The following is a 19083-nucleotide window of genomic DNA, read 5'->3' on the forward strand; positions in this document are numbered from 1 at the left end:
AATACCGATATTGCTTTTTGGAAGCCGCCACTTGGAACTATTAACTGGGGATAAAACTACCACCATTCGCAAATTGTGGAAAAAACCCCTGAACATAGGAGACCGGCTGCACTGTTACTGGAATCTGGTGTCTAAAGAGCGTGAAAAACTTTTTGAAGCAGAAGTAACCGGAGTTGAAATCATTAAATTCGGTGAAATCCTGAAAAATGAAGATTTAATCCTGGATGAGGGCTTTGAGGATGCATCTGAACTGGAAGTAGAATTCCGGAAACTTTACCCCGACCATACCCAGGAGGAATCTCTTTTCCAGGTGATAAAGTTCCGCCGTTTGCCCCGAAAAGAGTGGGAAGGCCGTAAGATTGATGAAAAGGCTATGATTACCAAAAGGGCCGACATACTATTTGACCTGGGGAAGTACAAGGACTCCGTGATGTGTTACACCTCTGCCCTTCGTTTTGACCCCCAGGATGTTTATCTTCTTAACCGTAAAGGGGATAATCTCTCTCGGCTGGGATTGTTCCAGGAAGCGGTGCAATCCTATGACGATGCTCTAAAACTGGACCCGAATAATGAGTACATATGGAACAACCGGGCCATTGCACTTTTAAACTACAACCAACCAGAAGAAGCCCTTAAATCAAACGATGAAGCCTGTAGAATAAACCCCGATAATGTTCTGGCACTTTACTGGAGAGGCATTATTCTGGAGATCCTAGGGAGATTGGAAGAAGCTCTGGATCGGTACGATCGGGTTTTAGAACTTGACCCCAGCGATCCAGAAGCATGGAATGCCCGGGGTAATATCTTATCCCAGATGGAAAGAACTGAAGAGGCCATCGAATCCTATGACCGGGCTCTGGAACTATGTTTAGATGAAACTCCCGATGCATCCACATGGAATCGTAAAGGCAATGCTCTTTTGGAGTTAGGCCGGCTGGAAGAAGCCATAAACTGTTATGAAGAGGCATTGAAGCTGGATAAAGACAATGACGTTTTCCTCAGTAATCTGGGAGTTACCTACATGGAGCTCTCCAGATTCCAGGAAGCTATGGAAATTTTCAGGAAAGCACTGGCCATTAATCCCCACAATGAAGATGCCCGAATCTTAATGGATGAATGTCTGGAGAATTTATAAAATATACTGCTTGATTTTCAATTTTTAATATTTTTTCACAAAAAAATAATATTTTAAAGAGACTAAGGAAAAAAATAGGAAAAATAGAGTCTTTAAAAGGTTTACAAAATTTAGCCTCCGAGTCCTTAACTTATTGACCCTACTTAGTTTTAGGGGTTACCATCTTGGTCAAAGCTGCCGCTCCCCCAATTTTAACCAGGTCCCCTATGAGAAATGGGAGGAGCCCCATGGAAAGTAGGGTGAAAATACCAGGGAAGCTACCTTTAACCAGATATATCCAGAATGCAAGCCCCAATAGACCAGGCACATAGATAAGGGCAAAATTGGCAAAGAGCATCAGGCCCAGCATGGGTCTGAATTTCCGAGACTCCACATACCTATCCGAAAAGTAGCCCAAAAACAGTGCCACCAGTATAAATCCAATCAGATATCCTCCGGTGGCACCGAACAATACTGTGTATCCCCCGGTAAGTCCGGAAAACCAGTTTACGCCCAGTAGCCCCACAAGGAGATATATGATCTGACTGATGCCACCCCACCATCGGCCCAGGAGAATCCCGGCCATTAACACGGCGAAGGTCTGAGCAGTTATGGGTACCGGTGTCCAAGGTAGAGGTATTACTAACTGAGCCATGATCCCAGTTACACACGCCATGAAGAATGCCAATATAACTTTGTTAACAAGAGAAGTTTCTGAGCGCCATTTATAGAGTGAGTATCTTTTTCGGAAATAGTTTTCAACCGTAATTTCCATTTTTAATTCCTCGTTTCTAGTTTATGTGTGAATTGGCTTTAAAAAACCCGGATAAGGGTTTATACTGATTTTAATCCAATCTTTAAAATGCTAATGAGCCTTTAAGACCCTTTTATTTATTGGACAAAGATAAGTTATATATTTTGTTACCCGGTGCAAAAATACAAAAAAAGAGGTAATTAACTTAACAGATTTTCAATTCGCTCTACATATTGGTCTATTCTAAACTTACGACGCAAGCCCCTATCATTCATGTAACGAACCTTGCCAAATATTTCTCGTTCCTTCCAGGCCCGATCATGTTTGCCAAAACACCAGGCCACCCCGGTATATCCATTAGGGTCCCGACCATCCAGTTCGTACTTGTTATTTAAATAAAGAGCCACATGGTAGGCCTGCATAGGATTTCTAGTCCATTCCAAGATTTTTTTCCCCCAATACATGCGCATGTACCCGTGCATCTTACCCTGGTGCACCATCTCCTTCTGGGCCGCGTTCCAGTAGGGATCGTGGGTTTGAGCCGTTTCTAACTCCTCCACCGTGTATTCATACTCCCGGGGGTCCCGTGCATGTTCTAAAAGCGTTTTTTGAGCCCAATCAGGTAGGCAGTTGAAGTTGTCGTAGTCAGAATCATAGAATACGAAGTTCATGGATAGTTCCCTGCGTATAACAAGCTCTTCTAGGTAGCTCTCTGCTCCGGGGCTACCGGTCTGGATTACCTGCAATGCTATGTATAATGGCGATATTTGACCAAAATGTAGGTAAGGACTCATGTTGGACAGATAATTCTGGGTGGGATCATTTCGTAGATCACCGAAGTGATCCAGTTTATTTTCCATGAAATACTTCAGATGATTTCTGGCCTGGAGATTGCCTCCCTGGATCCAGTCCACAACTTCCACACCATCTTCAATTTTTAGATTTGCCAGAATTTTGTCCACATCATCCAAGTTTAAAGAATCAAATCTAAAATCCAAAGAGCTTTTCTGGGGTTTACCCATTTTTAAGGGCACTAAAAAGTTTTCCCACTCTTTTTGGATTTTTCGTCGAATAGTTCCCGCCATGTATTCCTCTTTAGGGGAGGCGGTTTCTACGGGAACCACCACATCGGACTCCACCTGGATTAAAGGACATTCTATTTCTTCAGCCACCTCCTGACGCCATTGACGTTGCAGTGGAAGGTATCCCCGATCAGTTACTACCAAAGACGCTTCTTCAGCCAGTTTTATTGCCCCTTTTCCGGGTTCTAGGTGCTGAACCACCATATTTATGTTCTTTTTTTTAAGTTCCAGTTGGGTTTCCCTCAGTCCCTCCAGAAGAAAGTGATAGTGACGCTGATTGGCCTCTGGAAAACTTTCAGTCAATCCAAAATAGACTAATAGCGGTTTTTTGAGTCTGTTAGCATTTCTAATTCCATATTCAAGGGCGTGATTGTAGTGTGCCCTGGCCGATGATTGCATCCAGTAAAGGACATAACTACCACCATCTACAGCCTTATCGGATAATATATTAATCCTGTCTTTTTGGATCACTTTACCAACCTAAAATCTAATTAAATTAAATAAACGTTATTTCCAGTAATTCAGGAGGATATGGATCGAAGAATGTTTGTTGCCGGAGGTAAACATCATCGAAGCGAATTATCCAGGATTTTATGAGGTTCTGACATAGTAATAGGGGCATTTTTCCTTCACGATACTCCTTCAATGCATCCAGGAAAAATTTTTTCTCAGCGTGAGAAAGTTTTTTTGAAAAATAACCTAGTGAATGCTGCAGTACATTTACGTTGGCTGGGGCGGAAGCAGGTTCAGACAGGTTCTTGAGAAGATATCGACCATACTCCATTTTCAATTCATTGAATGGTTTTTCTCTTCCCTGGGCCACAATACGCCCCATTTCCCGTAATAAAGCCTGATTATGTGCCATTAGCAGCAGCTTGTTATTGGTATGGAAATCTATAAGATCATTAAAATTATCACTTTCCAGTAAGTCACGGTATTCGGCCAAGGTAAATATGCGAGTCAGGAAACTTTCCCTGATTAGAAAGTTTCGGAGTCTTCCCTCATCTTCCACCGGGAGTTGATAAAACCGGTGAAAAACTTCCCTGGCAAAGGCACCCACTCCATCGGTTCTGGGACGGGAGTTGCCGCCGGGGGGATAAACTCTGACTGCCTTGATACCACATGAAGGGGACTTATTTTTTAGAATGAACCCGTCTATCAGGGGAAGTTTCCTTAAAAACCCATCAGCAAAATCAATCATTTTTTTGGTTAAATTCATACCAGTAGATGGTTGTAACAGCTCGATTTCTTTTTTATTCTCCACCAGACGTATAGGATCCCGGGGAATAGGCAAACCTAGTTCCACCTCGGGACATACCGGATGGAATTCCACGTAGTTTTTTAACCTATCCACGATACTGCTTTTTATCATGGAGCCGTCGTAACGACAGGAATCAAACTCTAAACATTTACTGGCCACTAAACATGGGCGGGAAAACTCTCTCAATTTATAAAACTCCACAAGATTCTTTCTTGTTATCCTTCTAGTTAAAATTTATTGAAACGTGGATTTAAATAATTAGTCCACAATTCCAATCCAGAAAAGAATCATTTTCGCAGGGTTATCAATAAGGGTATGGCCATTATTTGCGATGCCATGGATATAAACACCAGATAGATGGGATTCAGATCATAGAGAAACCCCATTAAAAAACTTCCAACAAACCATGATACCCCAAATATGGTGTTAAAAAGACCATATGCCACCCCTCTACTTTTTAATGGTGATAATTCAGGGATAGCAGCTCTCATTACCGATTCCTGGGCACCCATTCCCACTCCCCAAAGTACCATTCCCAACAATGCCCACTCGAATTTACCCAGAAATACCAGAGGAGCAAAAAAAGATGAGATCCCAGTAGCCACGGCCAGTGAGAACACTCCCATGCGATCAAATAGGCGTCCAAAGGTTAAAGCTGCCACAGCATCCACTCCCATGGCCACTGCGTAGAAGACGGGAATCATGGCGGCAGATAATAAACCCGTCTTCTGGAAGTGGAAAGCTAAAATGGGAAAATCTGCAAACCCGATGGCTATAAGGGCTGCGGCAACCATGTAAATCCAGTATGCCCTTTGGAACCCTTTAGTTTCCAAGTGGGGGAATTCCATTTCAAGTTCATGGGGATGGGGATACAGGAAACGACTGATTATAAGGGTGGCCAGTGCTAATAGTGCTGGCAGTAATAGAAATGCAAAGCTGGCCTGATAGCTTCCCTCCCAGTATAAAATTAACGCCACCAGGAGTGGTCCAGTGATGGCTCCAATCTGGTCCAAAGCCTCATGAAGTCCGAACCCCCATCCACGACCCACACTGGAAGTAGCATGGGAGAGCATCACATCCCTTGGTGGAGTTCTGAGGGCTTTACCCATCCTCTCCACCACCATCAGGACTGCTGCCAACTGCCAGCTAGAGCCAGGAGAGGAACTGCCAGGAGGTTCACGGCGTAACCCAGGATGGTCAAGGCCCAGTATTTTCGGGTACGATCGGTCAGGTAACCGGATATCAGACGTAGCGAGTAACCCAAAAGTTCTCCTAAACCTGCCACCAATCCCACGACCAGGGCACTGGAACCTAAGATAGCCAGGTAAGGACCGGTGATGCTGCGAGCCCCTTCATAGGTCATGTCCGCCAGGAGACTAACAATTCCCAGTAACACTATAAATATCAGGGCTTTTTGCTTCAGTAAATCCGGCTGTTCTTTAGCTTCTTTCATAAACCTACCTAGTTTTCACTTTTAAAGAATCCCCTCCGCTTTAAAGATTCGACTATAGAGAGCTATCCCATAACTTCCGCGGTCAGTTCCTTTAACTTTCCCAGAGCTTCTTGTAGAATTTTATTTCCTGCAGGAGTTGTAGTATAATATTTCCGTATTTTACCTTCCACATTCTTTTTTTGACTTTTTAAGAAGCCTTCACGTTCCAGGGAGTGTAAGATGGGATATAATGTGCCTGGACTTAATTTGTATCCATGTTTCGAAAGTTCACCCATCATCTGCACCCCATAAACATTTTCAGTCTGTGCGTGGTATAAAATATGGATTCTAATGAATCCCAAAAAGAATTTGCGGTTTACGGTCATTAAAATCACTATCGTTAATCGATATCTGTAATCAATAACTAAATACAATATCGGATATTGATTTTTGAGTTTTTAAATATTTTTAAATTTTTAAACCCCATTGTGATCTTAGGGCCATTAGAACGAATTCAATACAGCATCCTTGGAAATAATGAAATAGTATTACTTTCCCATACTTATTTATTATACTAAAGATGACCAAGTTAAGTGAGCTATGCACATAAAAAAACGCTGGATTAAAGCAGTTTCGCACGATCGTAAACCGTCTTAAGAGTCTGCATATCCACGCTAGTATATATCTGAGTGGTGCTCAGATTTGAATGGCCCAGTAGTTGCTGAATAGCCCTTATATCCACCCCATTCTTCAGTAGATGGGTGGCAAATGAATGGCGAAGAATATGGGGAGTTACTCTCTTGCGGATGCCAGCTGCCTCGGCATATTCTTTGATCATCATCTGAATATAGCGGGGAGTTAAATGATTGCCAGATCGATTAACAAAAAGATAATCTCCTTCCATGGAACTTTTAGAAAGATAGTCTTCCATTAAAAGTAGGGTATTCTCATCAAAAAGCACGATACGATCCTTTTCACCCTTACCCCTTATGCGAATGGTTCGCTCATCCAGGTCTACACTGTCGGTTTCCAGAGTTACCAGCTCCGAAACACGAAGGCCTGTAGAGTACAACAGGGTCAGTATAAGCTTATTTCTAAGTTTAAATGCCTTTTTCTGGGATGAATCATCATGACTCTCATCAATGGCATGTATAAGCTTTTTAACTTCCTCTTCGTTCAGAGATTTTGGGAGAGATTTGGATCTTTTGGGGGTCTTGACTTCTTCCAGTCCTACTATATCGCTAAATTCGAAGAACTTCTTTATAACCACAGTTACCAGGTATATGTAGTTCTGGGAAACTTTCTTATCCCGTTTAAGATAACGAATGTAACGTTTGAAGGATTTTAAAATAAAAATTTCTTTATTCTCCCGGGCCTTGTCCAGCAGAAACCGGTGAAAACCGTTGATTATGGAACGGTAGGTTCGGATGGTGTTAGGAGAATAGTTGCGAATTTCCAGTTCCATCAGGTAATCTTCGATTAACTCGGGAAAGTCATGGGCATCCAGAATGTTGTTACCCGTGGAGATATAGGTATCAGATTCGCCCCTAATATCCGCTGAACTTCCCGGGTTAACTTTCCAAGTTTGGTGGGAGTAAGAGTTCATGTTGATGGATATTATGGGTGGCTTTACTAATTATAGATAACTACGATCCACGTTCTCGTTGGGGTGGTTTTGATTTGAGGAACTTAACTGCTGGGAGCTGGAATCCTTCAGGGCTGCCTTTTCAAAGGACTGATAATGATTGATTATCTGATCTTCAATGGATATGGCCCTTTTAATGGCAAAACTCATGTGTTTAGGTTCAATATATCTACTACCATCCATAACCGCCATATCACCAGCCATACGCACCACACCGCCCAGATCACGGAGTCTTAACGTGAATGAATCTCGTTTATCATCTATAACCCTGGCACGTTTTCGAGCCTCATCTAAAAGTAGTTCCACAGACTTCCGAGTAGCATGAGGAATTTTACCATCCATTTTAATCTCCTGTGCTACAAACTGGGCCATTTTAGCCTGATTTTCCAGGTTATCAGGCATGGTAGTGCGCATTAAGATCTCATAACCTTCTCCCTGTATACGAGAACGCAAAGGAGGCAATATATAGCCAATATCACGTATGTTACAAGCGGCCACAAATATAAAGTCGCAGGGAACGTCTTCCACCTTCACTGAACTTCCTGCACTCTGGGGATTGCGACCAACTATGGGAAAAACCTTGTCCTGCATGGCACTCAAAATGTAACGCTGCAGGGGAGCAATGTGCACGATTTCGTCAATAAAAAGAACACCCTCATGCGCCTCATGCACTGCACCAGGAACAACCCTTTCATAGGGTTGGGTCCCGAGATCAGGATGTCCTCCATAGGGATCATGCCTAACATCACCTAAAAGTTCGGTTTCAGTGGCTCCCGTGGCTTGTATGAATATCTTCCGTTTAAGGGGGAGTATGACGTTTTTGGGTTTTTCTTCAACCAGGGCCCTTCTCTTCTCCAGGGCCTTCTGGTCTAAAATCTTTATCTTATCCCCATCCACCCTCTCATAGATCACCACCTCTTCTCGCCCGTTTCGCATACGGGTGGTGGTTACCCTTTCCTGGGGAACGTTGACCGGATTGGAACTCATTTCGAACATGCCCAGAAGGTCCCCCAGATGTTTTCGTCGGGCATTGATGTGAGAATACTTATCGGCACCGCACTGGGGGCAGATACTTTGATAGGCATTGTTGTAACTATCGCAGTTGGCACAACGGAACCCCAGTCTCTCGGCCACCATCACCGGAACGTCCTGGGGGTTTACAATATCTCCCTCTGCCCGTTCCAGATCCTTTTTCTGGTTTTCCATCTCTTTTTTATTTTTAATCTCCACAAAAGGCCGTTCGGGCCTTTCCGGATTATGAACCACAGTTATTTCTTCCTGTGGGTCCAGAAGATGGAAGGATATGGCCTGGGCAATAAGTGATTTACCTATACCCGGAGGACCCACCAGCAGTAGGTTACGACGTTGTTTGGCCGCGATTTTAACAAAATCTATGATGTCATCATGGCCAATGACCCTCTCTAGGGGATCTTTAGGGATTAAAACATCCTGGGTTGTTTCAATATCTCTTAAATCCTCCTTTTTCATGTTGACGTACACGTAAGATCATCCTCCAACGTCATCCACAGCCAATGTTGTTGTTTATCTAGTAATCACCTTGATGTTACTTGGTTTTTTAACCACTTCACTCATTCTTACGGCAACGATGTATTTGAGACCTTTATCTTTGGCCACGTCAATGAGCCTCTGACTAACCACCCCATCAAATACCACCGCATAGGCCCCATTGTGAAGATTGTTGATTTCCTGGTAGAGATTCTCTACTTTTACCTCTTTGATAATGTTAAGAGCATCATCTAAAATCTCACCATTGCCAGATCCTTCCAGGTCCGCCAAGACCCCTTTGAGTAGGCCGATTTTGTCTGGTGTTTTTTTCTCCACTACTTTCTCAGTTTTTACTCCCATATCATGATAGATCTGTTCCACAGGAATCTTATCACGCAGAGCCACCATGACCTCCTCTTTGGTCAGGTCTTCTACTTCAGAACCCCGGGGAGCCCTGGTAACGTAGTCCAGTTCACCTACCTGTAATAGTTCTTTAAGTATCAAGTCACCGCCACGATCCCCATCTAAAAAGGCCGTGACCGTCTTTTTCTTGGTGAGTTCCGCCACGGATTTAGGGACACTCACCCCTTCCACAGCCACCGCATTTTTTACTCCGTAACGGAGAAGATTTAGAACATCGGCACGACCCTCTACAACAAGTATTGCATCTGATGAAGCTACATTAGGCCCTGCTGGAAGTTTTTCGTTTCCGAATTCTGTGATTTCATGTATGCGCATGGCCTCCTTTACCTCTTCAATCATTTTGAGGCTTTCAGGGGTCACCTCTTCCATCATATTTTTGTACAGTTCTTTGGCCCGGTCCACTACTTTCCTCCTTTTGACCGCGCGTACATCTTCCACCTTATTAACCTGTATATAAGCTTCACAGGGACCTACTCGATTAATAGTTTCCAGAGAAGCCGCCAGGATGGCAGTTTCCACCCGATCCAGACTGGATGGTATTACAATTTCGCCTTTGGATCTTCCCGCCTTAGAATTAATATTTACCTTAATCCTTCCGATTCTTCCGGTTTTCTGCAGTTCTCGAAGGTCCAGATCATTACTTAAAAGGCCTTCTGTCTGTCCAAAAATAGCACCGACCACGTCGGGTTTTTCAACAATTCCGTTAGCATTTATTTGAGCATGAATAAGATATTTAGTTGTACTGATCTCTTCTTTTCCCATAATTGGGCCTCCTGATAGAGTAGATACCTTTTGATATGAATGTATATCAATGCCAAAGCACGGTATCTAAACGATACTAATGATAATACCAGTGGGCACCCGTAGGGAATTCTTCAATTGCCAGATTGTCCAGATGACGGGGTAGGCTTTCAATGTCTTTAATAAAGCGACTAGTCATCTCTAAAAGTTTCCTCCTGAAAAGGATATTAGGATGCGAACCAAGTCGCTGAATATCTTCAGATAACCTCCGGGCAAGTTCATTACCCTTTCGGTCAAAGTCAGTGAGAATAATCACATGTGGTGATGATTCAGCAGCGATTTCCGCAATTTCGAAGAGCTTAAGACCGGAACCTGAAACCTTAATAAAATTACCCTGAATACCCAGTTCCTCTAGGGCCTTTTCATCCTTTTTGCCCTCCACAAGGACTGGAATCCCCTCTTCTGCCTGAATCTTAAGTTCTTCAATGATTTTGGACAAGCTATTAAAACTCATGATAAATTCCTTAAAGGTGCTAACAAGTATCTATGAAATAATATAATTCATCTAATATATAAAATTGAAGTAAGCCAAGCACATCCTTACTATCCCCTTCTATATCTTAACTCCTAAAACATAATTTAATTGATTTAAGTGCTCTAATAGTACATAATAAACGAATGTGGCCATTTAAAATTTGTAATATTTAGGTTAAATCATTCAAACCTCACAATAACATATCTTTAAATAAGTCAAGTCTATAGCAACATATTCATTTTTTTTACTTCTCACATCCTCTCTAGGGCAACACCCTTCATGTGTGCATGGCTATTATGTACACTGTTTGGGGTTAGGATGAAAAGGGGATCAGGATGGATGAGGAAACATTGTTTGATTTATGGTTTGAGAGCAGAAACCTGGCAAAAAATACACGGGAAACATACCGGAGGTACGCTCTCCAATACGCAAAATATACACAGAAATCACTACCAGAACTACGTGAAGAAGCTGTACAAGAGAAAAGAGAGAATGTCCCGGATGAGGAACGCCAATACAACTATTATGCAGTACGATTTATAAAACACCTCCGAGGGGAGGATAAAAGCCGAAACACAGTGAACGCTGCCATCAACGCAGTAACTTGTTTCTACAATTTCCTCCGGGTAACACCACCCGAATTAACACGGAACAGGGGAGATATTACCTTGGAGAAGAACTTCGGCCGCCTCATCGAGAAGGAGGAGATCCATCGATTGGTGGATGTGGCCAGTCCCAGGGACCGGGCCATCATATACACCATGGCCCTCAGTGGTTTTAGTCAGCAGGAAGTGCGCAAACTAACACTCAGGAAATTCCTGGAAGCAGTGAACAAGGAATTAGACACAGACTACGAGACAATAAAGGAAATATTAGACCACGAAAAAGTGGTTAAAGAACTACTCCTACAATTAGATATTACCCGGGAGAAGGTGCATTACAGGTACACGACGTTCATGCCACCCGAGACCGTAGCCAGGGTCCTAACCTACCTCCGTGAACGGTACTATAAACACAAAGACCACATGACTGACCTAGATGACACCCTCTACGTTAAAGTCACCGGCGAATCCCTGGCCAGGACCACAGTAACCAGCATCTTCAACAACCTGGGACGACGGGCAGGGTTCAAACACCCACCCGGAACATTCAGATGGTGGAGAAGTCACAGCCTCAGACGCTACTTCATCACCACAGTCATCGACGAACCCGGCGAATACATCATAGCCCAATACCTATCCGGCCACCGAATCAGCGACCAAGACCGAACCTACTGGAGAAGCAAACCCGAACAACTCAGGAAAAAATACCTCAAAGCACTCCCCTACCTCAGCCTCGATGAAGGCCGTGTCTTGACTTTTGAATCCGAGGAGTACAGAAAGGCCATTAATAAGATCACGAAACTCGAAGAAAACCAGGAACGCAACATGACCAATCTACAACCATTAGCTGATGTGATTGAACAGAATCCAGAGATTTTAGACCAGATTATCGATACAATGACAACAAAAAAATAACAAAAAAAGCACCTATCAAAAAATTCCAGAAAACTCTCAATCTCTTGAAATATCAAAATGTATTCATAAAATCATAACTAACATAGTTATTCTTCATCCTTAACTATTTCTGGCAAACCTATCCTGCTTAAATAATATGCGAACCTTTGAGACAATGACTCTCTAAATAATTCGTTAACAGTCCCCAAATAATGATCATCATTTTTTATTTCATTATAAATGATATCTCGAGGTATAGAATAATAATGTTTAAAATCAATTGTTAATGCAGGAATTTGTTCGAATGCCTCTAAATAATGGTATCGGTGATTGTTATTTTGCATAATAATTTTCCATCTATCACTATTTTGATACTCCATTTTGTAGCCCAATTTCTCTAAATGAGTACCATTTTTTAATTTATCGGCCTGGTATGCGGGGCAAACTAAAATTGACTGTAAATATTTATCTTGTTTCTCTGAATTAGTTATATGATTTACATGATCTCTTTCCAGATCACAATCTTGAGTTAAAACAATTAAATAGGGAATATTCCTGTTTTTTATCTTAATCTTGTTACCTTCACGGGAAATCCACTCAGGATAAACAAATTCTTCAAATAAATCCCCCTGACAAACTCTATCAGTGTCATGCCGTCGATAAATAGTTTCAATCTTTGATCTCATATTCTATAATCTCTACAGTCATATCCCTCTTTTTGTACTTGTCAGTGGATATTTTAAATTCTTTAATACAATTTTTTTCGTTTTTAGATTTTTTTTCATCTCTTGGGTATTCAGTCATTGTGCCTGGAATTTTTTTGAAATATTTATGATTCATCCGAAACACCCATCCTTTCTCTTAAACCCTTATCAATACTTTTTTCAAACCATTTAACTTCAATTTCATGAAATTCATTAAGAATATCAAATATGTCTGTAATGTCCCTATTTTGTGTTGTTGAACAATCATAATCTAATATAAATTCCTTACGTCTTATTGGACTGGGATAATCACTATTGAACAGCCCAAACTGGAATTTGAGACTATGATTATTTTCATTTAATTCCAAGAAATGCATAGATCTTAAAACTTTATCTTCTTTTGATGTAAATTCATGAGTAAGTGTATATAAATTGGAATTTATTAAATTTGACCAATTGAAAACATTATTTTCTCCTTTGATCTCGATTTGGTTTATGTATCTTAACCCAATTCTTTCTGCAACTTTCACAGGATATAAATTGATAACTGCCTCGAATACAGTTTCAACATCAGCTGCGAATTCTTCAAAGTTTCGATATGAATTATTAAAATATTCGAGAATAATTTGAATTGAACTTACAAAGACTTTTCTATTTCTCTCTTTATTTGTGAATTCCCAAGCTATTTCCCTTTCATATTCAGTTTGTGGTTCTTCACTTGGCTGTAAATTAAATTGTACGTTATCTAAATTCACTTCTTTCATTATGGGGAATTTTTCAATAATTATTTTCTGAAATTCTGCAGTGGGCTTTCTAAGATCTAAAATCTTTGGAAAATTAACTGCGAAAATTACATTAGATATATTGTTATGTTGGTATTTTCTTCTCTTGATTTCTTCAGTTGTCACTTGATACCCCATAATTGTTGTTAATCAATAGAATAATACAAATAATCATTAGTTTAAAAATTGTTAGGAGTGCAATTCATTTCTTTCAAGCTTCTTAAGAGACGTTATAATATTATATTTTGATTACGAATTTCTACAACAATTTTCTTCCCATAATTTAAACGCATAATTTTACATAATTTTCAAATGTAACGTTAATTATGTGTTTAAGTCCACTTAAACATATTCCATATAATGATCAATAAATAAAAGGATAATCCATAATATCCTGGACTTAATATAACATTCATCAATGTACCCATACCTTGCTTGGAACGGAGTTGTAGCGGTGTTGGTTCGGAGCAGGTACGTAGATCCTGCCCCACATAAAAAAATTAGTTTATTAACCTATTGCTAGACTGCCTTCTTGTGGTTTGGTTCGTTCTGCGATCACCCAATATGATGGTTGTTCTTCACCGTTTTTTTCTTCTGTGAAGGTGGCCCATATGGGTTCCCAGCCTTTCTCTGTACTTTTGGATACGTTTTTTAGGAAGTTGTCCAGGTCGGTGCCGTTTATTTTGATATATTCTTTCATAATATAATTCTCCAGTTTTCTTTTAGGGGTTTTTGGTTTATTATTCTCTGTTTTTTAGCTCCTGGATGATGGTCTCATTCTGCCTGCGGAGTAATTCGTTTTGTCTGATGAGGATTTTGTTCTGGTCTATGATGGCCTTGAATCCTGCGCCGATCATTTGTTCGGTGGAGTTGAAGCTTAGTAATGTTCCGATTCGCATCCATTTGGTTCCTGCTTCATGTCCTGCCAGGTCGTCTAGGCTACTCATGATGTTGTCTTTTATCTGGTCGTCGGTTTGGTCAGGGTCGATTACTCTTTTCTGGATCTGTTTCTCGGCCTCTATTTTATCTTTTTCTTCCATGAGTTTAGCCTTTTCCATCTTCTTAGCTTCCTTAACTCTGGCTTTAGCTGCTTTGGCATCTGGGTGTTTCTTTTTTTCACCTAGTATTTTCGCACCTTCACGGATCCCTACTTTTTTTAGTTCACTTCCACACTCAGGACAGAAACCTTCTTCAGATTCTACTTCATTCCATGGACAATCCAAGTTTGGACAACGATAATTACCTAACACGTACTTTTCACCCCTCTTTTTTTTATAATCCTATCTTTTTCTTTATTTTACTTATTTTTTTAAATATTGTCAACCCTATAGGAACATATTTCCTAAGCCTTGTATATCTTATTAGTCCAGGTAAATATGTTGTTTTCTACTTAACAATATCTAATAACCCCTTTTTTTACTTATCAAGTGCTCTCAGTGTTTATACTTAAATTCTAAGAATAATTGAAGAAAATAATATGGAGAGTGAAAAATGTGAAAACACCCACAAAAGAGGAGAAAATGACCCGAGAAGAAGCCCGAAGATACGTCCAAAACTGCATAGAACTAATCAAAAACCATGGAAAACCAGACAACCAAGAAGAATAGATGACAAAGACGGTCCCGGCCACCAAGAACAAGAAGTGATCCACAAACGATGGCACAGGACCTTAATGAACGACAAAGAGAAACAGGTAACAACACGAAACCACGAGGCACACGGGGAGAACCAACGCGGACAAACAACTAGAAAAAGTAGTTTATTCAGTTTCTTTTTTAGGGGTTATTGTAACAGTAGCTCCTTTATCACTAACGTCTACATCCCATACTATTTTATCTCCTTTAACGAGATTGAGGAGGTTTGCAACAGCCGATGGAATAACAGTTGTGTTGGATCCCCCAGTATATCCTACTTTTGTTTCGTAAGTCATTTTCATATATCTCCTTTTGAAAGGTTGCTTTATATAAATCTGTATAGTTTCTACATATATTTATTACTATTTCACCCTAAAGAAAAATATAAAGATTTATATAGTATAAAATACAATCTCTTTATAGAAATCTATAAAGATAGGTTTCAAGAGGGATTTGTTTTTTTTGGAAATCCCTCGTTTCCCTCTAATTCACACGGAGGGGAACTTAAAACGGGAAACGAGGTGTATGGGATGAACGGACGAAAAGTCGTGTTTGATAAGAAACCCGGCCAGGTTGGCTGGGTTGAACAAGATATTGTTGACAAATGTGTAGCAGAAAGCCTCCAAGGCCTAGACGCAAAACTCGGCATCAGGAGAACCTGCCCCGTCAAGGGGGTGGTCTGAGATGGCCAGTCCTTGTTTTTTAACCCCTGAGGGATGGGAAGCTCAGCGTATCAAGGAGGATGGCCGCAAATACGAGTTAGCCCTGGCACCCCTCAAACGACTACTACAAACAGGTAGCAAATCACCCCTGATGCGCCGGAATCATAAGATGAGTGAAGCCGCCCTCCTTGCTTACCGCCGGGCTGTTGAGGATTATGCCCTGGCCCTGGCAGGGGAGATTGGACTTATCGCAGAGGATGAAATGCGTTCCACATTGATGTACCGGGATGTCCTCCTGGCCTCCACCCTCTTAAAGGCTAAAATCGTTGATGACATCAGGCCCAGGGAAGAGGAGGCTGAAAGTCATGTCTGATTTCCGTACTTTTTTTTCAAGGTCACCGGATCTGGTGTTGAGCCGGGTCCGTGATGGATGTATTGCCAGATTCAAAGCCTGCGTGGCTGGAGACGTGGTGAATGGATACCTAGAGACGTTAGAAGTTACGTCTCCACTGGACCAGGAAGAGCTTCGTGGGGGGGACTCCGTGTACCTGGCCGCGCAGGATAGGCTCTGGCATGTTAAAATACTCAAAGGCAGGTGATAATGATGGTAATGAACTGGGAGAAACACACAAGGATGGAAGAACGGTTTAATGAAGGTATTTGCAGGGCAACCCGCCAGGAATGTGGGTTACCCATGGAGGCAGAATCCCTGGAGTGTTCGGAGGAGCCCTGCCGGGTAGTTTGCCCCTTTAGTAAGGTGGTGTTGGTATGATTTCCAAGGCGGCCCTGTTAACTGTTCTTCATCAATATTTAGAGACTCATGATGATGGCCAGGTATTGGATGACCTGGAAATCCTTGGAGTGGAGGTGAGGGAATGAAGGAATCCGTGGCCTTCTATGAGGATGACAGTTGGAATGTGGATGTGGCCAAAATCTCGAAGTTAATTGACAGTATCCTGGAGAAGGCGGGGGATGATGCCTTCGAGGCCACGGTGGTCTTGACTCATCTCTTCCGTGGCTACATTGATGCATGGGGGAATGAACTTTGAAGGGTAGTTTCTGGAGCCGGGCCTACACCCTACTCTATTACCGGTTTTTCTGGAAACCAAGGAAGGTGATGTGAATGTTGTGTGAGGATTGCAGACGACCAATGAAGGAGTATAAGCACCGTTTCACCTGCACCACCTGTGGCTACAGCGTCCCGATTAAGGATGCGGTGAACAGGCCACCACACCCAAGGCTGGAGGCCAGGGTGGAGAGAGTATCATTCTGGAGTCATCCCTTGGAGTGGTTTATCAGGAGGCCCAGGTTATTGGTGGCTTTGTGGGTGGCTAGTGCCTGGGCCTTGATGATTGCTGCAATCTTGTTCTTAGCATTCATGGGTGACCCTAACTTGTGGGTGGTGTTGTATGGTGGGTAATTACTGGAGCCGGGAGGATGTAGAAACCCTCCACAGGCTCAGGCGTGACGGCCTATCCTACAAGGAAATCGGGGATAGTATAGGCCGGACCAGCAACGCGGTGAAGAACAAACTGGTCCGTGAGGGTTTGACTAACACTTGGAAGTGGTGAGGGGCCATAATACTTGGGGATGAGTTTAGTATGATTCTTGAACATTTTGCAAATTCTTTGTGTGTTAGGCCAGGGCGTGAAATTGGTCTGCAAAAAGAAGGTGTAAATGGCATTGTTTTTTTGAATAATTATTATATATATATAAATAGTAATACTTTTATTTATATATATATTATTTATATACAAAATGTTGTTACACATCTGTCAACATCTCCTTGTAAGATGTTGCCAATGGTTACATCTGTCAACATCTCCTTGCACACTGGAGGGTTAACATGAATGACAGGTTAACCGTCCGGATAAATGACAAACAATTATTAGCTGATTTTAAAGCCCATGTTCTAAATAAAAATGGTAGACTATACGCTGCCCTAAGTATAGAGGTAGAAACCGCGCTTAAAAACCATTTAGCTATTGAAGGGGTTGAGAAGTATTGTGAACAGTTAGGAGTTGAAACATCCGAACCTGCTGCACACACAAATTTCTCGCAAAGACAGAAAAAGTTCCTGGCAACATTTCAGAAACGGTTTTTTATGGATAATCAGATTGGAGTGAAGGTTCTCCGTGCTTTTATCAAAGAAGAACTCCATGTGTTGGATGATCGGACGATTGAGAAGTGGGAGAAATTTTTAATGACCGTGGGGTGGATTAAACGGGCTTCAACAGTCTCATGGGAAAATAAAACTCCAACTGGTGAGGAGGATCTGATCGAAGTGGGGTAATTGGGGGTTAGAATTTTGCCAGGGTGCCCTAGTGGTTATGGGGACGGACTGCTAATCCGTGCACCAACTGGTGTTCCCAGGTTCGAATCCTGGTCCTGGCGTCCATTAAGGAATATTTCGAGGTGAATTTGTATGAAAGGCAAAGCAAAAGAGAGTCGTGAGTGGGAGCAGGTTCGGGCTATGAACCGGTGGACACCCGTGAATAAGGGTGATGAAATCGTAGGATACTATATCAAGCGTAGGGATAATGTGGGTGCCAGGAATTACACCTTCCACACCCTTGAATTAGAAACTGGTGAGACCAGGGACATCCTCGGGACGACTATACTTGATCCGTTGATGGAGCAGGTCCCATTGGGTTGGGAGGTCCGGATTGTGTATCAGGGTGCGAAGAAGCCCATACCACCCCATCAGGGATTGAAGTTATTCGATGTCTTTCGGCGGCCAGCAAATGTGGACCGGGAAAGTGGAGCTGCTGGTGAGGATGAGGATGAAGCCAACAGCCCCACGATACTGGAAGGTGAAGACCGGGAGGCTGTGAATACCATCGAGCATTACCGAAAACTCCTGAAGGACCAGAACAAGGAGGACACCCCCGAAGCTATAATCCAGATAGCGGAGAGTGACCCTGACCTGGAGCCTGTGGATTTATCCAGGTTGAAGGCCCAGTTGGCCCGTGAGGTCAAAGCAGAAGGAGGTAGTTAGGATGTATCGAACCCCCCTTGAAGTGTTAGTTGGTGTTCTGAATAAGCTGGAACAGCAGAAGGACAAGTTACAGCAGAAAATTGCGGAGTTAACCCTGAGGATAAAATACCTCGAACAAAGTGAAGAAGACGTTTTTGATATTATGCTGGAGCTTACGAAAAAGAAGACTGTTGCTGAGGCTAAGCTTGAGGATATTGAACTGGAGATAACTTCCATTAGGCGGGGAAGTAATGGCTCCACCCTGGACCAATTCCTTGATGATAAATCCATCCTGGAAGAGGCTGTGAAAACTGCTGTGGAAAACAAGGAGTGAG

The 19083-nt window shown here is 42.1% G+C and carries 27 protein-coding genes and 1 tRNA gene; 12 read left to right on the top strand and 16 right to left on the bottom strand.

Annotated elements, in window-relative coordinates:
• Position 1 precedes the first annotated feature (1 nt).
• The gene (locus FGU46_RS03070) at positions 2 to 1135 is read left to right on the top strand and encodes a tetratricopeptide repeat protein (RefSeq protein WP_286478517.1); all 1134 of its coding nucleotides are present in this window, start codon (positions 2 to 4) and stop codon (positions 1133 to 1135) included.
• A gap of 139 nt (positions 1136 to 1274) precedes the next feature.
• Here FGU46_RS03070 and FGU46_RS03075 read toward each other — a convergent pair whose 3' ends face one another.
• The 10 genes from FGU46_RS03075 to FGU46_RS03120 all read right to left on the bottom strand — a co-directional run bounded on the left by FGU46_RS03075 (position 1275) and on the right by FGU46_RS03120 (position 10457).
• Positions 1275 to 1889, bottom strand: coding sequence for a biotin transporter BioY (locus FGU46_RS03075; RefSeq protein ID WP_286476397.1), 615 nt, complete (start codon positions 1887 to 1889; stop codon positions 1275 to 1277).
• A 179-nt stretch (positions 1890 to 2068) separates the two neighbouring features.
• Entirely contained in the window at positions 2069 to 3421 is a 1353-nt protein-coding gene (phrB, locus tag FGU46_RS03080) for a deoxyribodipyrimidine photo-lyase (RefSeq protein ID WP_286476400.1), read from the bottom strand.
• A gap of 25 nt (positions 3422 to 3446) precedes the next feature.
• Positions 3447 to 4397, bottom strand: coding sequence for a YbgA family protein (locus tag FGU46_RS03085; protein ID WP_286476402.1), 951 nt, complete (start codon positions 4395 to 4397; stop codon positions 3447 to 3449).
• Between the two features lie 101 nt (positions 4398 to 4498).
• Entirely contained in the window at positions 4499 to 5350 is an 852-nt protein-coding gene (locus FGU46_RS03090) for an MFS transporter (RefSeq protein WP_286476404.1), read from the bottom strand.
• A complete protein-coding gene (locus FGU46_RS03095) occupies positions 5335 to 5664 on the bottom strand; it encodes an MFS transporter (protein WP_286476406.1) in 330 nt (109 codons plus the stop codon). The genes FGU46_RS03090 and FGU46_RS03095 overlap by 16 nt, the downstream gene beginning before the upstream one ends.
• Positions 5665 to 5726: 62 nt before the next feature.
• Positions 5727 to 6029 (bottom strand): PadR family transcriptional regulator, encoded by a 303-nt coding sequence (locus FGU46_RS03100; RefSeq protein WP_286476407.1) that lies wholly within the window; start codon positions 6027 to 6029, stop codon positions 5727 to 5729.
• A 236-nt stretch (positions 6030 to 6265) separates the two neighbouring features.
• Entirely contained in the window at positions 6266 to 7249 is a 984-nt protein-coding gene (gene xerA, locus FGU46_RS03105) for a site-specific tyrosine recombinase/integron integrase (RefSeq protein WP_286476409.1), read from the bottom strand.
• A 30-nt stretch (positions 7250 to 7279) separates the two neighbouring features.
• A complete protein-coding gene (locus tag FGU46_RS03110) occupies positions 7280 to 8788 on the bottom strand; it encodes an ATP-binding protein (protein WP_286476412.1) in 1509 nt (502 codons plus the stop codon).
• 42 nt (positions 8789 to 8830) lie between these two features.
• Complete coding sequence (dnaG, locus tag FGU46_RS03115) at positions 8831 to 9979, bottom strand: DNA primase DnaG (RefSeq protein ID WP_286476414.1); 1149 nt, start codon at positions 9977 to 9979, stop codon at positions 8831 to 8833.
• A gap of 76 nt (positions 9980 to 10055) precedes the next feature.
• Positions 10056 to 10457, bottom strand: coding sequence for a toprim domain-containing protein (locus FGU46_RS03120; protein WP_286476416.1), 402 nt, complete (start codon positions 10455 to 10457; stop codon positions 10056 to 10058).
• A gap of 371 nt (positions 10458 to 10828) precedes the next feature.
• Between FGU46_RS03120 and FGU46_RS03125 the strand changes: the two genes are divergently transcribed.
• Complete coding sequence (locus FGU46_RS03125; protein WP_286476419.1) at positions 10829 to 12010, top strand: tyrosine-type recombinase/integrase; 1182 nt, start codon at positions 10829 to 10831, stop codon at positions 12008 to 12010.
• An 86-nt stretch (positions 12011 to 12096) separates the two neighbouring features.
• Here FGU46_RS03125 and FGU46_RS03130 read toward each other — a convergent pair whose 3' ends face one another.
• The 6 genes from FGU46_RS03130 to FGU46_RS03155 all read right to left on the bottom strand — a co-directional run bounded on the left by FGU46_RS03130 (position 12097) and on the right by FGU46_RS03155 (position 15405).
• Positions 12097 to 12675, bottom strand: a complete 579-nt coding sequence (locus tag FGU46_RS03130; RefSeq protein WP_286476422.1) for a hypothetical protein — start codon at positions 12673 to 12675, stop codon at positions 12097 to 12099.
• Positions 12659 to 12829, bottom strand: a complete 171-nt coding sequence (locus FGU46_RS03135; protein WP_286476425.1) for a hypothetical protein — start codon at positions 12827 to 12829, stop codon at positions 12659 to 12661. The genes FGU46_RS03130 and FGU46_RS03135 overlap by 17 nt, the downstream gene beginning before the upstream one ends.
• Positions 12819 to 13601, bottom strand: coding sequence for a TIGR04255 family protein (locus FGU46_RS03140; RefSeq protein ID WP_286476429.1), 783 nt, complete (start codon positions 13599 to 13601; stop codon positions 12819 to 12821). The genes FGU46_RS03135 and FGU46_RS03140 overlap by 11 nt, the downstream gene beginning before the upstream one ends.
• Positions 13602 to 13983: 382 nt before the next feature.
• Positions 13984 to 14175, bottom strand: a complete 192-nt coding sequence (locus FGU46_RS03145) for a hypothetical protein (protein ID WP_286476433.1) — start codon at positions 14173 to 14175, stop codon at positions 13984 to 13986.
• 40 nt (positions 14176 to 14215) lie between these two features.
• Complete coding sequence (locus tag FGU46_RS03150) at positions 14216 to 14725, bottom strand: hypothetical protein (protein ID WP_286476437.1); 510 nt, start codon at positions 14723 to 14725, stop codon at positions 14216 to 14218.
• Between the two features lie 509 nt (positions 14726 to 15234).
• A complete protein-coding gene (locus tag FGU46_RS03155) occupies positions 15235 to 15405 on the bottom strand; it encodes an AbrB/MazE/SpoVT family DNA-binding domain-containing protein (protein WP_286476439.1) in 171 nt (56 codons plus the stop codon).
• A gap of 234 nt (positions 15406 to 15639) precedes the next feature.
• On the opposite strand from FGU46_RS03155, the gene FGU46_RS03160 reads away from it, so the two are divergent.
• The 10 genes from FGU46_RS03160 to FGU46_RS03205 all read left to right on the top strand — a co-directional run bounded on the left by FGU46_RS03160 (position 15640) and on the right by FGU46_RS03205 (position 19082).
• The gene (locus tag FGU46_RS03160; protein ID WP_286476441.1) at positions 15640 to 15792 is read left to right on the top strand and encodes a hypothetical protein; all 153 of its coding nucleotides are present in this window, start codon (positions 15640 to 15642) and stop codon (positions 15790 to 15792) included.
• 1 nt (position 15793) lies between these two features.
• Positions 15794 to 16144 carry a hypothetical protein gene (locus tag FGU46_RS03165; RefSeq protein WP_286476447.1) on the top strand — a complete coding sequence of 117 codons (351 nt, stop codon included), beginning with the start codon at positions 15794 to 15796 and terminating at the stop codon, positions 16142 to 16144.
• Positions 16137 to 16370, top strand: coding sequence for a hypothetical protein (locus FGU46_RS03170; protein ID WP_286476452.1), 234 nt, complete (start codon positions 16137 to 16139; stop codon positions 16368 to 16370). Before FGU46_RS03165 ends, FGU46_RS03170 begins: the two co-directional genes overlap by 8 nt.
• A gap of 11 nt (positions 16371 to 16381) precedes the next feature.
• Positions 16382 to 16543, top strand: coding sequence for a hypothetical protein (locus FGU46_RS03175; RefSeq protein WP_286476454.1), 162 nt, complete (start codon positions 16382 to 16384; stop codon positions 16541 to 16543).
• A gap of 103 nt (positions 16544 to 16646) precedes the next feature.
• Positions 16647 to 16820, top strand: a complete 174-nt coding sequence (locus tag FGU46_RS03180) for a hypothetical protein (protein ID WP_286476459.1) — start codon at positions 16647 to 16649, stop codon at positions 16818 to 16820.
• Between the two features lie 360 nt (positions 16821 to 17180).
• The gene (locus tag FGU46_RS03185; RefSeq protein WP_286476465.1) at positions 17181 to 17342 is read left to right on the top strand and encodes a GcrA family cell cycle regulator; all 162 of its coding nucleotides are present in this window, start codon (positions 17181 to 17183) and stop codon (positions 17340 to 17342) included.
• Between the two features lie 275 nt (positions 17343 to 17617).
• Positions 17618 to 18064, top strand: coding sequence for a hypothetical protein (locus FGU46_RS03190; protein ID WP_286476468.1), 447 nt, complete (start codon positions 17618 to 17620; stop codon positions 18062 to 18064).
• A 17-nt stretch (positions 18065 to 18081) separates the two neighbouring features.
• Positions 18082 to 18165, top strand: a tRNA-Ser gene (locus FGU46_RS03195).
• Positions 18166 to 18196: 31 nt separating this feature from the next.
• Positions 18197 to 18769, top strand: coding sequence for a hypothetical protein (locus tag FGU46_RS03200; RefSeq protein WP_286476473.1), 573 nt, complete (start codon positions 18197 to 18199; stop codon positions 18767 to 18769).
• A 1-nt stretch (position 18770) separates the two neighbouring features.
• On the top strand, positions 18771 to 19082 hold the full coding sequence (locus FGU46_RS03205; protein WP_286476477.1) for a hypothetical protein: 312 nt from the start codon (positions 18771 to 18773) through the stop codon (positions 19080 to 19082).
• Position 19083 lies beyond the last annotated feature (1 nt).

This window comes from Methanobacterium sp. CWC-01, from assembly GCF_030323845.1.
In the GTDB taxonomy this organism is placed as follows: domain Archaea; phylum Methanobacteriota; class Methanobacteria; order Methanobacteriales; family Methanobacteriaceae; genus Methanobacterium; species Methanobacterium aridiramus.

Bases quoted from the DNA above. Each gene is read 5' to 3' on its own strand.
- FGU46_RS03135 (WP_286476425.1), bottom strand. From the start codon at position 12,829: ATGAATCATAAATATTTCAAAAAAATTCCAGGCACAATGACTGAATAC.
- FGU46_RS03165 (WP_286476447.1), top strand. From the start codon at position 15,794: ATGGCCAGTCCTTGTTTTTTAACCCCTGAGGGATGGGAAGCTCAGCGT.
- FGU46_RS03130 (WP_286476422.1), bottom strand. From the start codon at position 12,675: ATGAGATCAAAGATTGAAACTATTTATCGACGGCATGACACTGATAGA.
- FGU46_RS03190 (WP_286476468.1), top strand. From the start codon at position 17,618: ATGAATGACAGGTTAACCGTCCGGATAAATGACAAACAATTATTAGCT.
- FGU46_RS03125 (WP_286476419.1), top strand. From the start codon at position 10,829: ATGGATGAGGAAACATTGTTTGATTTATGGTTTGAGAGCAGAAACCTG.
- FGU46_RS03185 (WP_286476465.1), top strand. From the start codon at position 17,181: ATGGTGGGTAATTACTGGAGCCGGGAGGATGTAGAAACCCTCCACAGG.
- FGU46_RS03145 (WP_286476433.1), bottom strand. From the start codon at position 14,175: ATGAAAGAATATATCAAAATAAACGGCACCGACCTGGACAACTTCCTA.
- FGU46_RS03100 (WP_286476407.1), bottom strand. From the start codon at position 6,029: ATGACCGTAAACCGCAAATTCTTTTTGGGATTCATTAGAATCCATATT.
- FGU46_RS03200 (WP_286476473.1), top strand. From the start codon at position 18,197: ATGAAAGGCAAAGCAAAAGAGAGTCGTGAGTGGGAGCAGGTTCGGGCT.
- FGU46_RS03170 (WP_286476452.1), top strand. From the start codon at position 16,137: ATGTCTGATTTCCGTACTTTTTTTTCAAGGTCACCGGATCTGGTGTTG.
- dnaG (WP_286476414.1), bottom strand. From the start codon at position 9,979: ATGGGAAAAGAAGAGATCAGTACAACTAAATATCTTATTCATGCTCAA.
- FGU46_RS03075 (WP_286476397.1), bottom strand. From the start codon at position 1,889: ATGGAAATTACGGTTGAAAACTATTTCCGAAAAAGATACTCACTCTAT.
- FGU46_RS03160 (WP_286476441.1), top strand. From the start codon at position 15,640: ATGAACGGACGAAAAGTCGTGTTTGATAAGAAACCCGGCCAGGTTGGC.
- FGU46_RS03175 (WP_286476454.1), top strand. From the start codon at position 16,382: ATGAACTGGGAGAAACACACAAGGATGGAAGAACGGTTTAATGAAGGT.
- FGU46_RS03180 (WP_286476459.1), top strand. From the start codon at position 16,647: ATGAAGGAATCCGTGGCCTTCTATGAGGATGACAGTTGGAATGTGGAT.
- FGU46_RS03095 (WP_286476406.1), bottom strand. From the start codon at position 5,664: ATGAAAGAAGCTAAAGAACAGCCGGATTTACTGAAGCAAAAAGCCCTG.
- FGU46_RS03155 (WP_286476439.1), bottom strand. From the start codon at position 15,405: ATGACTTACGAAACAAAAGTAGGATATACTGGGGGATCCAACACAACT.
- FGU46_RS03205 (WP_286476477.1), top strand. From the start codon at position 18,771: ATGTATCGAACCCCCCTTGAAGTGTTAGTTGGTGTTCTGAATAAGCTG.
- xerA (WP_286476409.1), bottom strand. From the start codon at position 7,249: ATGAACTCTTACTCCCACCAAACTTGGAAAGTTAACCCGGGAAGTTCA.